This is a genomic window from Azomonas agilis (assembly GCF_007830255.1).
GTDB classification, from domain to species: domain Bacteria; phylum Pseudomonadota; class Gammaproteobacteria; order Pseudomonadales; family Pseudomonadaceae; genus Azomonas; species Azomonas agilis.
Genome location: NZ_VLKG01000004.1, coordinates 246,172 through 260,653, shown reverse-complemented (window position 1 = coordinate 260,653; position 14,482 = coordinate 246,172). Strand labels below are relative to the sequence as shown.

Here is a 14,482-nt window from a genome sequence, read left to right as displayed (position 1 = left end):
AGGATTTTATTATCATGAGTATCATTTTAAATAACCAACCTAAATATATCTTAGTGTTACTAGCAGCTTTAGTGGCAATAGCTCCCTTATCTATTGACATGTATTTACCAAGCTTGCCGCTCATAGCAGCCAATTTAAATGCTTCAGAACCACAAATACAGTTAACCATCAGCGCCTTCCTGGCCGGACTGACCGGAGGAATGCTTGTATATGGCCCTCTATCAGATCATTTTGGGAGAAGAAAATTATTGCTTATTGGAATAGTAGTTTATTTACTTGCTACAATGGGTTGTTTTATTGCTAGCAGTTCAGACTATCTTATCAAATTTAGATTTCTACAGGGTCTAGGAGCAGCCGCAACCTCTGTATTAGCACGAGCTATTGTTCGAGATATTTACCCCATCACCTCTGCCGCACGAATATTATCTATCATGCATGTGACAACCATGCTGACTATTTTAACAGCACCTGTGATTGGTGGATATCTAATACTAGCCTTTGGTTGGAGGATAGTATTTGGCGTATTACTTATATTTGGAGTTCTATGTTTTATATCCAGCTATATTTTTGTAGCGGAAACAAAAAACATTAATGAGCGGAGCCAGTCTATACTAAAAGCAATGCTTGGGTATATAGATGTATTACGCAGCTTACGCTCAATGAGTTATATTCTGTGTATGGGATTTTCGTTTGCGGGGATGTTTTCATTCATTGCGGCTTCTCCCTTTATCTATATAGAGTTTTTTCAGTTATCTCCTCAAGCGTACTCTTGGATATTTTTCATAAATGGTCTTGGAATTATTAGTGTAACCTTATTAAACTCAAAACTGGTTTTTAGATTTGGTTCTAAGAAAATGTTGCTAGCAGGGGCTGCTATTACACTTATATCAAGTATTGGGTTTTTTATCTGCATCGCTCTTGTACAGTATCCGCTATTTTTAGGCAGTGTCTTATCCTTCCTATCAATCAGTGTTACTGGCATGCTTGGAGCAAACTGTTTAGCTAATTTATTAACGGAGTTTAGAGAGCAATCTGGTGCTGCCGCTGGACTGGCCATTGCTGTGCAGTTTGGATTAGGTGCTTTATTTAGTGCATTAGTGAGTAGCCTTCAAGACGGAACACCAACACCCATGTATTGGATGATGGTTTTAACAGGTGTCTGCTGTAGTTTATTTGCTGGATGCAGCTTAATCGATAAAAAATAATTTACCACTGACAACTTTTAGAGACTACTTTGTATATCAGTTTATGCTCTTTTCCATTGGAATCTTTGTATATCATTTCTTCACTCAATGCTCCGCAGTCAAAATTTATTGAGTCCGAAGTCTTTATTAAAACAACGGAGGCTATATCAAGATCATCTCCATAGAAATAGGTGTGAGCTTCAGTAGCTTCTAAAGCATAAGCATTTATTCCTATAAAAACGAATGCTATAAAAAATATAATTTTTTGCATATTATCCCCAAAAGGCATCAGCTCAATCGCGGTTAATATACAAGCTAATTTTCAATTTATTAATGAACAAACAGTAAAAACACTTTGTTTTTTTGGTAAAACATAAATAAACGGATCATGAAAGGTAATCCTTCCCATCATCAAAGGGCCATAAAATAGAGGGTGAATGATTCACCCTCACGTGAGTAGCGGCCATCGGCGCGACGCATTGGATTGGATGCTATCTGATGCGGTGCATCCTTTTAGTTTTTCCGTGCGTTGTAGTACATGGGGAGCAAATTTTGAAGATCGCCTAATGCAGCAGTATTTGAATGGAGCAACAAATACCCATAGGTTAACTACTCAACGGCCAAGGCTTTTAACCGAGACCGCAACGGCTCACCCTTACCAAACTGTTACAAACCACCCTCGGTTAATTTTTCAGGGTTCAATAGTTGCTCTAATTCTTCGCGCTTAAGATCTGTGTTTTCTAAGGCTACTTCGATAATAGGGCGACCTTCACGGTAAGCTTGTTTAGCAATATCTGCAGCTTTCAAATATCCGATGAGAGGATTCAAAGCGGTGACTAAAATCGGATTACGATCTAAAGCTTCTTTGATTTTAGGCTGATTCACTTTAAAGCTAGCAATAGCGCGATCAGCCAACAAAAGACTAATGTTACTTAAGAGCTCAATACTGTTCAGTAGGTTGTAGGCAATAATCGGTAGCATGACGTTCAGTTCAAAGTTTCCTGACTGGCCTGCTATTGCAATGGTCGCATCGTTGCCTATGACCTGTGCCGAAACCATAGCGGTGGCTTCCGGGATAACGGGATTCACCTTGCCCGGCATAATAGATGAACCGGGTTGCAAGGCCTCCAGCTCGATTTCTGCCAAACCTGCTAGAGGGCCAGAATTCATCCAGCGTAGGTCATTAGCGATCTTCATCAAACTGACAGCAGTTGTTTTTAATTGACCGGATAGAGCTACTGCGGTGTCTTGAGATCCGATCAGCGCAAAGAAATTTTCTCCAGGGGTAAAGGAAATTCCGGTTACGCTCTGAAGCTCCTTGCAAAAATACTCAGAAAACTGTGGGTGAGCATTAATTCCTGTACCTACAGCGGTACCCCCCTGAGCGAGAGCCTGTAGGCTGGGTTGTAGAGCTTTAAGGTGCTGAATATTTGACTGAATTTGATGAGCCCAGCCATTCAATACTTGACTCATACGCACTGGCATCGCGTCCATCAAGTGGGTACGCCCTGTTTTCACATAGGGATGCACCTCCACCGATTTTTTGCGAATCACTTCAACTAGGTGTTCTAACGCCGGTAACAACTGTTCGCTCAGCTCAATGGCTGCACTGATGTGAATACAGGAGGGAATAATATCGTTGCTGCTTTGACCACAGTTGACGTGATCGTTTGGGTTGACTTTATCGTTAGAAATACGGCTCGCTAGCGTTGCGATTACCTCGTTGGCGTTCATGTTGGTACTGGTACCAGAACCCGTTTGAAATACGTCAACCGGAAAATGCTGCATAAAATCCCCTTCCAGTAGCTGCTGGCTCGCACCCACAATCGCTTGGCCTAACTCTGGAGCAAGCTGCTCAAGTTCGACGTTAGCTTTTGCAGCGGCAATTTTGGCCAGAATCAGTGCCTTGATAAAGGCCAAGGGCATGCGCAAGCCGGATACGGGGAAGTTACTTACCGCCCGCTGAGTTTGCGCTCCGTATAAGGCTTCGACTGGAACAGCCAATTCGCCCATACTGTCACGCTCTATTCTGCTGTTACTCATAGGGATTTCCTTCTGCTAGTTCCGTGGGGGATAAAGAGGGTTGTAGCCGTAAGGTACTCAGACGGTAACGCATTTGGTTGAGGCGATTTTGTCGTTCGGGGTTATTAGCCAGCCGCTGCAAGCTGTATAGGGGTTGCCATGCATGATCAAGACATAGGCTCCGCCAATGCCAAGGTAGGGCTCTGTCACAGGCCGTATCGAAAAATAAATTCAAGCTTTTGTACGACATATGCCAAGGGCTGACTTGACCTCGCTCGACAAGGCTAATGCCCAAACTCATAAAACAGTCGATTAAACGGGGTTCATTGGGCCTTAGGGCACAACGAATCATGAAGCCCTGCCAGTTCCAGCAATCAGGGCATGGTCTGTTGCACGATTTGAACATTGCTTCATCATCCTCACAGCTAAAACGCTATTAATCATTATTATCAAATAATAATCAATATCAAAAACAGCGAGGATCCTACCGCTCATCTAAGAACCTGTCACGATGTACTCATTGGTAGAGAGCGGGTAGGACTAAAAGAGCGAGCACAGTGGAGGACAAAATACCCCCAATCACAACGGTAGCCAGAAGTCGTTGCACTTTAGCTTCAGTTCCAGTCGCTAATGCGATAGGTACAAAGTCTAGGGAAGCCATACAGGAGGTAAACGGGTCAAAAAGCGTATAGAACTATATACAGATATTTTGGTAAAAATATATTACCTTATGAATAATACAAATTTAGTACTGTGTTTTAAAACAGATAAAACCACCAGAATAATACTGGTGAAGTTTGCTTCATAAACTTATGCCCTAGGCGGACAATGACAATAAGGCCAGTCAAAAAATACTTTAGGTACTATCAGGAAAATACACTTCTGCATTTTGAGTGAAATGATATATCGAGGTACTTTGTTTTTTAGGTGCACTCTTAAGCACTTCGATTCCAAACCATCGCCTCTACGATATTTAAGCGGTTTTAGGCCAGTCTTCCAAAGCAAACTAAGCAGTTTGGAGTGAAGGCTTTGGTCAAGCAAGATGAGCTGAAACCAACTAACACTGGATTAATCCAGTGTTAGCGGCATAGTAGCTCACTTTGAAAAAGCTTTTAAGCGCCTTGCAGGAATGGAAGTGCTACACGTCTGATCCTGCCGGTTAATGGTACCACCTCATTATTTGGAGTCGGTATCATGCGACCCGTTAACCCCATACCTTCGCTAACAAGCACTGCATCAGGAAGCAAACACAGGTTAGAAGGAGTGTCTAAATTTTTAGCGAGTACCGAAACCTCCCCTGTATTTAGATCACAGTGCAGCAAGCGGCCGCTAAAACGCTCAAAGCCGCCATGTACTGGTGCTCCGTCCCAGTCCAGTGTCAGTGGTTGTAGCAGTTGGTCGCATAATTCCAGTACCAGAATTGAGCCCTGCGGCGTTACGGCCAATCCCGTAGGCAATTGTAGATCAGTGATGACCGGCTCAATGCGTCCATCATCAGGCCAAACACGGATAACTTGGCCCGCATTTTTAATAAACTCAATGCCGGCTAAGCTGGGATCTTGGCGCATTTCTCCAGAGAAAAGCGTAATAAGGAGTGCATCAGTGGCGGGTTCGTACACTAAAACGACGGGGACAGCCTCTTGACCCTGCTCTAAATCAGGGAGTTTTACCAGTTCTTGCTCACCTCGCTCGAAGGTAAATTCCACGACTTGGTTGGTGTCAGGTTTAACTGACAACCAACTACGGCGTGTTGGGTGATAGCACAGAGCATTGAGGTTGCCTTCGCTATAAAACACAGGCTCTGGGGGGTTGTGTTGTAAATCCACTACTTTTGAGCCTTCGACATAGTCGGTCAGGCTGGCGAAACAGTGGCCGCCTAGGCAACTAATATCCGATAACCCCATGATTTCATCCCGCAGCATGCGCTGCTGCATATTCATGGAGCGGTATCCTTGCACTAAAATCTCAGGAGCCAAGTAGTGCGTACTAGAACCTTGGGCGGCCGGTTGTAGCTGGCTGATACGGCCACTAAAGGGAGTATCAGTATGGCCTGTGCCCGCCTCAATCAGCAGCAAGCTGCCATCAGCTTGTACGCTGATGCCCCTTGGATTGAGTAATCCATCAGCAATAATAGTGCTGGAACACAGAGCCTCGTGAGGCTGTGCGGGAATACGGATGTTTGTTAATTTCTGCATATATTGATCATCCTTTATCAAAATACTTACAAGGGCTGCCAAGGCGTATTAGTGAGATAAGCCTTAAGTAAGGCCCGTTGGCTGGGGGACATGGAGCGCACTACAGGCATATACAGAGTGGTTCCCTTATAAGCATCTGATGTTCGGGCAAGGATCGCTTGCCGAGCATTCCAAATAGCATCTTGCTGATTAAGAGGAATATAGCGCGACATAGCAGGGAAGGCTAAATAGTGGAAACGCAGCACATAGGGGTAAACTTGCTCCCAAGTAACCATACTACCTGCTGGAATTCCAAAATCAGTATTTGCATAACAACGGAAATTAGTAAAACCAGAAAAGCTTTCAACATCCCAAATAGAATAGGTCAAACAGGTATAACCCGCCTGTCCATAACTAGAGACTTTACGGGTAATAGGCACCTCAACAGAGGTTTGGCCCTGAATCAAATGGATAACTTTAGGGTGTTCAAGTAAATCCCAATATTCAGGTTTTTTATAGCTACCTGATGGAGAGGAGACTACAGTCATGAATGTATTATGAGGAATAGGGCCACCCAAGTAGCGTACCTGTAAGCTGAGAGATATCCCTTGAGGATAATCACTCATATAAAGGTTACGTTGATCGCAATAGATACGATAAGGGCATTCATATATATTGAGACTGGTCTCAGCAACAATTTCTGACCCCGTAATACAAATTGCAGACTCTTGTAGTAAATTAGTTTGCTCGGATGTTAATGAGATATCGACGATGCCACCATAAAGGTAATAGTCAGTTAGCACTGAACTATTAGAGTCCAAGGTGGTTATTAGCGTACTACCCGCATTGATGCTTAGATCGCCATAATTTATATTAGGTTCGATAGGGCTGGTAATGTCTGTACGTATTGGGCGAAAGTTTTCCTTAGGAATTAAGTTAACCATATCAATACTCAGACCACTGGGTATTAATTGGGCATAGCCAACACTGGATATATCTTTATTAACTAGCTGACGGCCTACGGGGCAAATTAATGGCTCATCAGCAAAGGCTGTTGCTAGAGTACCGATGACCCGCCCAATACTGGGATTTGGAGTGAACTGATTGGCTGCGTAATCATCATCCAGTTCTTGGGTCGTCATGGTAGGGCACATTTCGAACATTACAAAACGCACGACAATGCCCGTTGCTTCAGGTGCCTCGATAATATCTTTTAGGATGGGGCTGTTTTGGTTCCAGCTAACAATGCTGGTTAACGGAAAAGTAACCTGAAAGGTACCGCTAAATTTTGATGATCCGGGTGCATCAGACTCACCATTAAGCAAGCGTTGATTAACATCAAAACTGCTGGCCACCACATCACTGCGAATTAATAGTTGGGGGTTGCTGCTTGTACCTATTAATAAACCTCCAATGTAGATTTGTGTACTGGTACCGTTGGTAGGATCTAAATCCACCATCATCGGCCCAGAAACAGGGGGTTGGCCTGTTATAGGATCAGCCGAACCCAATAGATAAACGGGCTGCCCTACTAGATCACCCACAGTACTGATATTATTAGGACTACCCTGGGAGCTGACTAATACATTTTGCATGTCCACTACATGCTGTCCGTAATGATTCCAACCTCCAGCGGTATAATAATCACCCGTGGGGGCATTGATCATATTATTAAGTTGATCATCCGTATAACTCTGAGCTTCTTGGGCTACTTGGGAAATAGTTAAATCAAATAGTTGAAGTGTCTCATTCTCCGAGCCCACTGGAATGCTGGGTGAGTTATTAGGAACACTGACATCGGTGCGGATACCACCCCAAAAATTTAACCTTGATCCATTTAAGATGCTCATAGCTTATTGCTCGTCCTTGTTGTCTTTGAGAGTACTTGGGGATTTGGCAAATTTAAACAGATATGAATAGTCAGACCGATACACACTATTAACTGCTTGGGCCATAGAGTGACACTGCATACAGCTACTGTTGGGCTGGATATAACTTTCCATAGTTACATTCGCTGAGATTGCAGGAGTGGGCTGCCCTAAAGGATTGCTGGGATTATCGGGATACTTAGGTCTTTGCGTGGTAATTAGTTGGTAGTACTTGAGCAGAGTATTTTGCAAATCTTGCTGATACTGAGCATTCACCTCAGCGGTAGCAGTGATGATGGGCGTAGTACGATCCAAGGGGTTAGGAGTTTGAAAACTGGTACCTGCTTTGGGCGTACATATCAAATTTTTCCCTTGCTGCTGCCACGTGCAGGGCGATTGATTTAGGCTGTCTGCCGGAGCATTGGCATCAAAATAACTGTAATTAATGCCTACTTGGGGTTGATTACTCCATGTTCCATCGGGATTCTTAACCTTTGGTGGCACATTATCAACTTGCTCAAAAGTGGACCAAATCCACTGCGGATACCCCGGAGCCTTAACAATAATATGCATCCCTACCAGCCCAAGAGTTGCTTCAGTAGTATTACCAGTGGGTTGGCCTTGAGTATCAAATTGCGCTACCTGAGCCTGCATAGTTAGGTAACGGCTGGCATCATCTTGAGCAGTAAGAATACGCCAAGCGGTTTTAATTTCTGTAGCCTGATTTGGAAAATTGATATCCTTAGCTTTGCTGACAATATCAGCATTATAGAAGTTATTTTCTACAATGTAGTCATAAGAAGTTTGATTGGCTGCAATATCGTAGTAAGTGGGATTACCTCGTTGATCAATTAACCAACCTCCCACAGCCTGATCAATTGCACCCACCACCGAAGTATTCTTTAAGGCTGCGATATTAATTTGGCTCAGACTTCGAGTTTCCAGTGGAGAATTCCAAGGCCCCGGATTTTGGCCATTGGGTAAAAATATCTCATCCAGGGTTTTATAACTTTGCCAAACACTGGGCCCCGATGAGCCTAGAGGTTGGCTGCAATCCGGTTGACCTCGCTGACCAGTTTGAGCGGGCCAATTGAGGGCAACAAATACATTCCAACTATAGCGGTCAAAATCCTGTTGGCTGGCATCAGCCTCAGGAGCTGTTGCAGGTGGTTGGCAGGCTGTACTGACAGAACTGGACTGTTGAGGTTGTTCAAGAGCGATCGCAGACAAGCTGGTAGATAGTGCTAGAGCAAGCCCTGTTAAACGAAAGCGGTTATTCATAGTGGCACTCCTTGCCCGTTTAAGGATTAGTAGGCTGAAGATTGTTCCATTGGGGTTTAGCACCATTCGCCAAAGATTCCGGCGGGTTAAATAATTGGCAGGGTTCAGGGTTTATAGGGCATTTTTGAGCAACTAGATCCCATGTTTTAGCTGGATCTGGTTTTTCAATGCGGAAATTAACGTAGTTCTGGCTAACAATGGGTGCATTAGCAAGGGTGGTATCGCCCGAAAAATAGAAGGATTGCGGATGACGGAATAAGGATTGTTCTACACCAGAGCGGGTAGCCTGCTTATAAAAGGCATAACCGAATAGGATTGGCCCCTGGGGTGAAGCCACATCCAGAGCATAGGCTTGCACACTGCCTTGCAAATTCTGGCTACGCACAGGGCTATAGGGTAAATGCTGGATAAAGTCCTGTCGTGCTGGATGGTTCATTGGTGAAAATAGACAACACTCTGGCATGGTTTTGGGGCGATCTTTTTCATAAGTTAGAAAGTACGCCTTATTACCCAGTGAAATAAACGAGCAGGTGTAGTTATTATCTTTGATGGGAAAGATGGGCAGACAATAGTTCTCATAGTGCTCCATCATCGCACCATAGCCATCTCCATCAGCAGGAATATAAGTAGTATCATAATAACTAGTACCGTGAGATACGGTATAGTCTTCAGCTTTTAAAGTTTCAGGTGGGTTGCTATAAGGTGGTGGGTTATGCTCATAGTTTTGAGTGACTCGATACATGATCCAATCACTCACCCAAGTGGCCGGAAAGAAAGGATCACTCGGATCCTCCGGATTGCGTTTAGCAATACAATTACCATTGGACTTATTACAGCCTAGATTATTGTGCACGCCGTTAGTGAAGTACACATCACCTTGATCCTGTGCAGCACAGAGAGAATAATTAATCAGCAGAGTTGCCGATAACAACCCAGCAGAAATGCGGCTTATCATGGTATGTTCCTTTTTTATATCGTACACAGGATTAAATAATCCTGTGTACTTTATTATATGTCGATTAACTGAGCGGTCTTGGAGGATATTGAAGTTTTACTAAGTCATTAGCCCAGCGCTCTAACACAGCACGGCGACTTTGAGGTAAGTCCCGGGTAATAGGCATGGCTAGTGTACTTTCCTCTTGGTAGGACTTGCTAATTAAAATCAATAGCTGATCAATAGCTCCTTCAATTCGTTGTAAAGAATTTAAGGGCATGTATTTATCCATGATTGGATACAGATAATAGAAAGGCTCAAAAATCTGGGGGTAAATAAATCCATCCCAGATTTGTTGCTTAGCATCTTTTTGAGTATAGATACTATTCCAATAGTTAATGAAGTCTTGCATTAAATTTGGCTCTTCAGGCAATACCCGTAGGGGAGCTAGAAAATCAGTATAGGCCTCCATGTAATTAAAACTGAAGGGAGTGGCTGGGTCCTGATCGCTGCTCTCTTGCACAAAAAAGCGCAAAGTCGGGAAGCCCGGTGCAACGGCAGTTATGGTTACTTGAGCAATACCCTGTGCGTTAGTTTGTACTTTAGCCAAGTTATAATCAACTTGGGCTCCGTTATCCAGAGTACCAACCTTAGCAATAGACTGTGCAAATTCTAAACAAGGGCTTAATACCAGTGCAGCAGGTGTTTTTAAATAGCTCTGGTAACTGATAGGCGTAAAATCTGTGTTAGCGCTTGATTCAATAGCCCCTAAATCGCGACCACTACCCAAAGTAGCAAAGCTTTGCGGGATAGCTGTTCCTACAAATTGGGGCAGGCTTGGTTTATTCTGACTACGATCTTGTGGATCATCAAAAAACAACACAAAGTCAATGTCATTATCGAATGCTAAGTAGTAATTACTGGTAGTTAACATAAATGGGTTATTATATTCTGCTACCCATAACGTAGTATTTACAGCAGGCTTACCATCACACTGCACCATGATATTTAATGTTTTAGTATCGCCCACATCAATAAAACTACCGCTTTCAATAACTTCTGCTGTCCATTTTTGTTGAGTGGCTGCAACTTGGCCTGTAATTAGTCTTAACTCCAAGGGTGGTGCATTTAGACTCTGTAATTTACTTAAGTGCTCTTCATCAAGTTTTAAGTCTAAGTCCAAAATACCGGAACGTTTATCAAAGGCTGCTTGGTTATATTGATCAAACCCAAACTTGGCTACAGGAATAAATAACCCTGCCTCCGAGAAGCCGATTTGGTAATCTCCAGCTTGGTATTTTTCAGCCACAGGAACAGTATCTGTAGTATTGGGCAGAGGATAAAAGGGGAATGTATTTCCCAAATCTAAGGACAACAAGCTCCCTTGAATCTGTGTTGAGGTTATACCTAGGGCCGCTGAAGTATTAGTTTGATCATTGCTGAGCGGTACTGCTGATTGCGGTATTAAACGCCGGCCGGAAGGTGCTGTAGGAAACTCATCAGCAAACCATAAGCCTAAAGTTCCAGCAGTACGACTGTAAGCTGGGTTAAAAAAGATATCAGCGACATTGTCCAATCCCTTTTGGTACATCGCCTGTACGTTTTCTAAATCTGCAGGACTATGTGACCGCGTATTGATCGGTGGGTAGTCGTTAAAAATACCGTTACGGTCGTAGAAAGTCAGGTAGGTCGAGAAGCGGAACATAAGCCCTTGGGCCTGCTGTTGCTCCATTTGCTGTTGCAATGTCTGTAACAGCACCGAATCGCCGATGATCCATTGCAGGTTGTCTTTGGGGAAGCAAGTTTGCCAAGTAGTAGTAACGTAATTTAACCCACCTAATGCGCCCCAATTAAAGTTTAGGAAGCGATCCAGCATGCGATACTCACGGTTTAGAGTTAAACCAGACTGACTATCTCCTAATACCAGTTTGTCGAAATACAAAGCAGTAAAAGTATTTTGCCAAGGACTAACATCAACAAAACGCGCTGGAGTGGGGCTATTACTGCCAAAAGGATTGCCCAGTAGTTGGAATTCCTTATTGACTAAAGCATCTTGATCAATATAAGTATTTGCCTGAAATTCGCCGCCGATAATACGCGAGCGAATATCTTTATAATTGACCGCACCGCAGGCATTATCGCCAAAGAGATCCCATTCCGCAGGGATCATTGGGTAAGCACTAGGAGAGGCATTGCCGGGAACTTGTAATACATAATCTGGTACTTGATCTATTGCTAAAGGGGCAATAATCCAAGGCATTAATTGGGTACGAGCATTATCTGGAGTGATACCATAATAAGACAAAAATGGCCAATTAAGATCCATTTTAACCGCATCATACAGCGGATATACGTCGTTATTGTTGGCCGTAGGTGGATTCCAGAACATGTGGCCATTGCAGTAAATACGGGGAAAGTTTAATACGCTCATGGCTGTTCTCCTTAACGTTTCCACTGGGCGCGTTTTAACGACCAGACAAAGTCCAATTTGTTGTATCCAACGAAAGCCGAGTCTGGTAAAGGCTCTGTAGGATAGACGATGCCATCCTGCTCAGGCAGCGCAAAACTAAAGTAACCTTTTTGCGCCGAATAAGCCGCCGTACCGTGGCAGGCTAAACAAGAGGATTGACTCTGGAATGCAGACTCTAACTGCGAGTTAGCCAATAATTTAGGTGCTCCCCCCGCAGTATATTGCACACCAATAAGCTCGTACTGACTCAGGCTGGGATAACTAGCCTGAAAGTTAGTATTAGCTTGTTGAGCTGCTGGTGTTGGGCCTGTGGTATTAGTCATAGGTGCGGGTGGAATTGCATTGGTGACCGTGTATTTACTGTTACTACGGTTCTCGAACGTCATCCAGACCCAATCAGGTGTGAGTTTATTAATCACATGCATACCACTTAAAGCAGCATAACCTACTTGGTACTGGCTACCGTTTTGTAAGTAGTAAGCCTGTGTGATGTAATAGCCATCTTTTTCTAACTGAGCTTTAAAGTTTTCATCTGTTCCTATCCAAATCCAAGAGGTTTTAAGCTCCCAAGCACTGGCAGGAAATGACAGACTCGAAGTTAATGCCGCTTGGCCATTAGCGTTATAAACACCCTTATCTAAGATGTAATCGAAGGTATCTTGGCCCATTAACAGTTGAAAACGCACCGGTTGACCTTTTTGCGCGGCTGGTACTTGATTGCCCATTTCCAAAATCAAGCCATCCACTTGCTGGGTACTGTCCAAATTATGGAATATCTGATTGGGATCCATACCTAAGGCAGTAGCCTGCTTTATAACCGCAAGGGGCGTAGGCTCACGCTGGTCATAGGGAAGAGGTTTATCGCCATCCGCCAAAAATACTTGATCGGTGGGTTTTAGTTGCTCCCACACACGCGCAAGGCTTTGTGATGTTGCAGATTGGTTTAAACATACAAACCAATTCCACGCCATCGCCTCGGGATCTTTCAGAAAAGCTTGGTTTATTGCTTCCGGGTTATCTCCATAGCGAAAGAAGTTATTACAGTTAAAATCAGATGAGGTTTGGGCTTGAACAGCACTGGCTAAAACACTCAGCAGTGCAGCGGGGATGACTCGGTGCATGAAATCTCCTTATCCTTGGCTTTGTTTTTGTTACAACGCAGAGGCTCCAAAAAATGCTGTAGGAGCAACTGTTTTACGGCGGTAACGGGCAGACAGTTCGATAACCTTAGGTCACAATCGGTAATGAGCAACGGGCCTGTCTGGCCGGTACTGGGTAAGCGTCCATGACTACCACGCACCATGCGGGTATCTAATGGAATAAGATCCATGTAGTAACGAAGCCCAAGCTTCTTTTGAAGTAGGCGACGAGCCACTTTTAATTTGGGAAAACGAATCGCCGGATCAATAAAAAGTTCCAGTGGGTCATAACCCGGCTTGCGATGAATATCGACCGTCCGCGCAAAATCGGGCGCTTTACGGTCATCAAACCAATAGTAGTAATCGAACCAATAACCTGACTCTGCTACAGCCACTAAATCGCCGCTGCGTGGATGATTGAGCTGCCATGCTTGTTGTTCAGTTTTATCCAGTACGAGTTCAATGCCCGTTTGACGCTGTAATAATGATTTAACCCGCGCCAAATCCTGATCTCGTTTCAGATACACATGGGCCACCTGATGATCGGCCACCGCAAAAGCATCACTGGCGCCAGGATCAAGTAATTCCCAACTCAAGGAATTGCGCACTTTTAATAAGCCTTCAGCGCGCAAGATTCGGTTAATCGAGACAGACTGCTGCACGGGTTCAATGCCGTACTCAGATACCAGCATCACAGCGGCCTGCTGTTGCTGAGCAAAATCCAATAAACGCCCTACTTCTTTATCAATGGCCCGCAACTCGTCTGTGACAGAAGGATGCTCAGGGCCAAGGCGTTGCAATCCATAATCCAAATGGGGCAGATAGACCAACTGTAAATCCGGGCGATTTAATTGGAACTCGATGATGGCACAATCAACAATCCAACGACTGGAACCAATATCGGACGCAGGCCCCCAGAAGTTCTGGAACGGGAATGGGCCAACGTGCTGTTCAATAGCTTCATGCAATGAAGCGGGATGCGAATATAGGCCAAACACCTTGCGCCCATCGGCGGGATAATGCGGACGCGGGGTGATGGAAGCATTTACATCCGCATACATGTTGTACCACCAGAACAATTGGCTACAACGGAAATCAGGTATGTAACGCTTCAGGCTTTGCCATACTTTTTCTCCCTGAATCAGGGCATTCGACTGTTGCCAAAAGCGGATCTCCGCTTGATCACGAAAGTACCATCCATTGCCCACAATGCCGTGCCCTGAGGGGGGCAATCCCGTGAGCATTGAAGCCTGTACCGTAGTCGTAACCGCAGGGAAAGAGGGCTGTAGTTCAGCCATCTGCCCTCGTTGCCGAAAAGCATTAATACGGGGTGTTGCTTCTCCCAATAAGGCCGGCGTTAATCCCACCACATTGATTAAAAGAAGTGGCTTTCGGCTTGTGGGGTGCATG

11 protein-coding genes and 1 pseudogene are annotated in these 14,482 nt (G+C 44.3%); 1 reads left to right on the top strand and 11 read right to left on the bottom strand.

Annotation, left to right across the window (positions count from 1 at the left end; all coding sequences use genetic code 11):
• The first annotated feature begins 14 nt into the window (after positions 1-14).
• A complete protein-coding gene (locus tag LX59_RS07495; protein ID WP_144571225.1) occupies positions 15-1,205 on the top strand; it encodes a multidrug effflux MFS transporter in 1,191 nt (396 codons plus the stop codon).
• Position 1,206: 1 nt separating this feature from the next.
• On the opposite strand, the gene LX59_RS07490 is transcribed toward LX59_RS07495, so the two are convergent.
• The 11 genes and pseudogenes from LX59_RS07490 to LX59_RS07440 form a co-directional block, all read right to left on the bottom strand.
• Complete coding sequence (locus LX59_RS07490; RefSeq protein WP_170234347.1) at positions 1,207-1,455, bottom strand: DUF2790 domain-containing protein; 249 nt, start codon at positions 1,453-1,455, stop codon at positions 1,207-1,209.
• A 395-nt stretch (positions 1,456-1,850) separates the two neighbouring features.
• The gene (locus LX59_RS07485) at positions 1,851-3,227 is read right to left on the bottom strand and encodes a class II fumarate hydratase (protein ID WP_144571223.1); all 1,377 of its coding nucleotides are present in this window, start codon (positions 3,225-3,227) and stop codon (positions 1,851-1,853) included.
• Positions 3,220-3,558 (bottom strand): FagA protein, encoded by a 339-nt coding sequence (locus LX59_RS07480; protein WP_246118703.1) that lies wholly within the window; start codon positions 3,556-3,558, stop codon positions 3,220-3,222. The genes LX59_RS07485 and LX59_RS07480 overlap by 8 nt, the downstream gene beginning before the upstream one ends.
• 165 nt (positions 3,559-3,723) lie before the next feature.
• Positions 3,724-3,876: pseudogene (locus LX59_RS07475) on the bottom strand (efflux RND transporter permease subunit); the annotation flags it as partial.
• A 442-nt stretch (positions 3,877-4,318) separates the two neighbouring features.
• Positions 4,319-5,401 (bottom strand): hypothetical protein, encoded by a 1,083-nt coding sequence (locus LX59_RS07470; RefSeq protein ID WP_144571222.1) that lies wholly within the window; start codon positions 5,399-5,401, stop codon positions 4,319-4,321.
• Between the two features lie 26 nt (positions 5,402-5,427).
• The gene (locus LX59_RS07465) at positions 5,428-7,230 is read right to left on the bottom strand and encodes a hypothetical protein (protein ID WP_144571221.1); all 1,803 of its coding nucleotides are present in this window, start codon (positions 7,228-7,230) and stop codon (positions 5,428-5,430) included.
• 3 nt (positions 7,231-7,233) lie between these two features.
• The gene (locus LX59_RS07460; protein WP_144571220.1) at positions 7,234-8,529 is read right to left on the bottom strand and encodes a hypothetical protein; all 1,296 of its coding nucleotides are present in this window, start codon (positions 8,527-8,529) and stop codon (positions 7,234-7,236) included.
• 19 nt (positions 8,530-8,548) lie between these two features.
• Positions 8,549-9,484, bottom strand: a complete 936-nt coding sequence (locus tag LX59_RS07455; protein ID WP_144571219.1) for a hypothetical protein — start codon at positions 9,482-9,484, stop codon at positions 8,549-8,551.
• 64 nt (positions 9,485-9,548) lie between these two features.
• Complete coding sequence (locus LX59_RS07450) at positions 9,549-11,894, bottom strand: hypothetical protein (protein ID WP_144571218.1); 2,346 nt, start codon at positions 11,892-11,894, stop codon at positions 9,549-9,551.
• 11 nt (positions 11,895-11,905) lie between these two features.
• Positions 11,906-13,054 (bottom strand): hypothetical protein, encoded by a 1,149-nt coding sequence (locus LX59_RS07445; protein WP_144571217.1) that lies wholly within the window; start codon positions 13,052-13,054, stop codon positions 11,906-11,908.
• Positions 13,024-14,481 (bottom strand): alkaline phosphatase family protein, encoded by a 1,458-nt coding sequence (locus LX59_RS07440; protein ID WP_144571216.1) that lies wholly within the window; start codon positions 14,479-14,481, stop codon positions 13,024-13,026. Before LX59_RS07440 ends, LX59_RS07445 begins: the two co-directional genes overlap by 31 nt.
• Between the last annotated feature and the right edge of the window lies 1 nt (position 14,482).

Bases quoted from the DNA above. Each gene is read 5' to 3' on its own strand.
- LX59_RS07495 (WP_144571225.1), top strand. From the start codon at position 15: ATGAGTATCATTTTAAATAACCAACCTAAATATATCTTAGTGTTACTA.
- LX59_RS07490 (WP_170234347.1), bottom strand. From the start codon at position 1,455: ATGCAAAAAATTATATTTTTTATAGCATTCGTTTTTATAGGAATAAAT.
- LX59_RS07485 (WP_144571223.1), bottom strand. From the start codon at position 3,227: ATGAGTAACAGCAGAATAGAGCGTGACAGTATGGGCGAATTGGCTGTT.
- LX59_RS07480 (WP_246118703.1), bottom strand. From the start codon at position 3,558: ATGATTCGTTGTGCCCTAAGGCCCAATGAACCCCGTTTAATCGACTGT.
- LX59_RS07470 (WP_144571222.1), bottom strand. From the start codon at position 5,401: ATGCAGAAATTAACAAACATCCGTATTCCCGCACAGCCTCACGAGGCT.
- LX59_RS07465 (WP_144571221.1), bottom strand. From the start codon at position 7,230: ATGAGCATCTTAAATGGATCAAGGTTAAATTTTTGGGGTGGTATCCGC.
- LX59_RS07460 (WP_144571220.1), bottom strand. From the start codon at position 8,529: ATGAATAACCGCTTTCGTTTAACAGGGCTTGCTCTAGCACTATCTACC.
- LX59_RS07455 (WP_144571219.1), bottom strand. From the start codon at position 9,484: ATGATAAGCCGCATTTCTGCTGGGTTGTTATCGGCAACTCTGCTGATT.
- LX59_RS07450 (WP_144571218.1), bottom strand. From the start codon at position 11,894: ATGAGCGTATTAAACTTTCCCCGTATTTACTGCAATGGCCACATGTTC.
- LX59_RS07445 (WP_144571217.1), bottom strand. From the start codon at position 13,054: ATGCACCGAGTCATCCCCGCTGCACTGCTGAGTGTTTTAGCCAGTGCT.
- LX59_RS07440 (WP_144571216.1), bottom strand. From the start codon at position 14,481: ATGCACCCCACAAGCCGAAAGCCACTTCTTTTAATCAATGTGGTGGGA.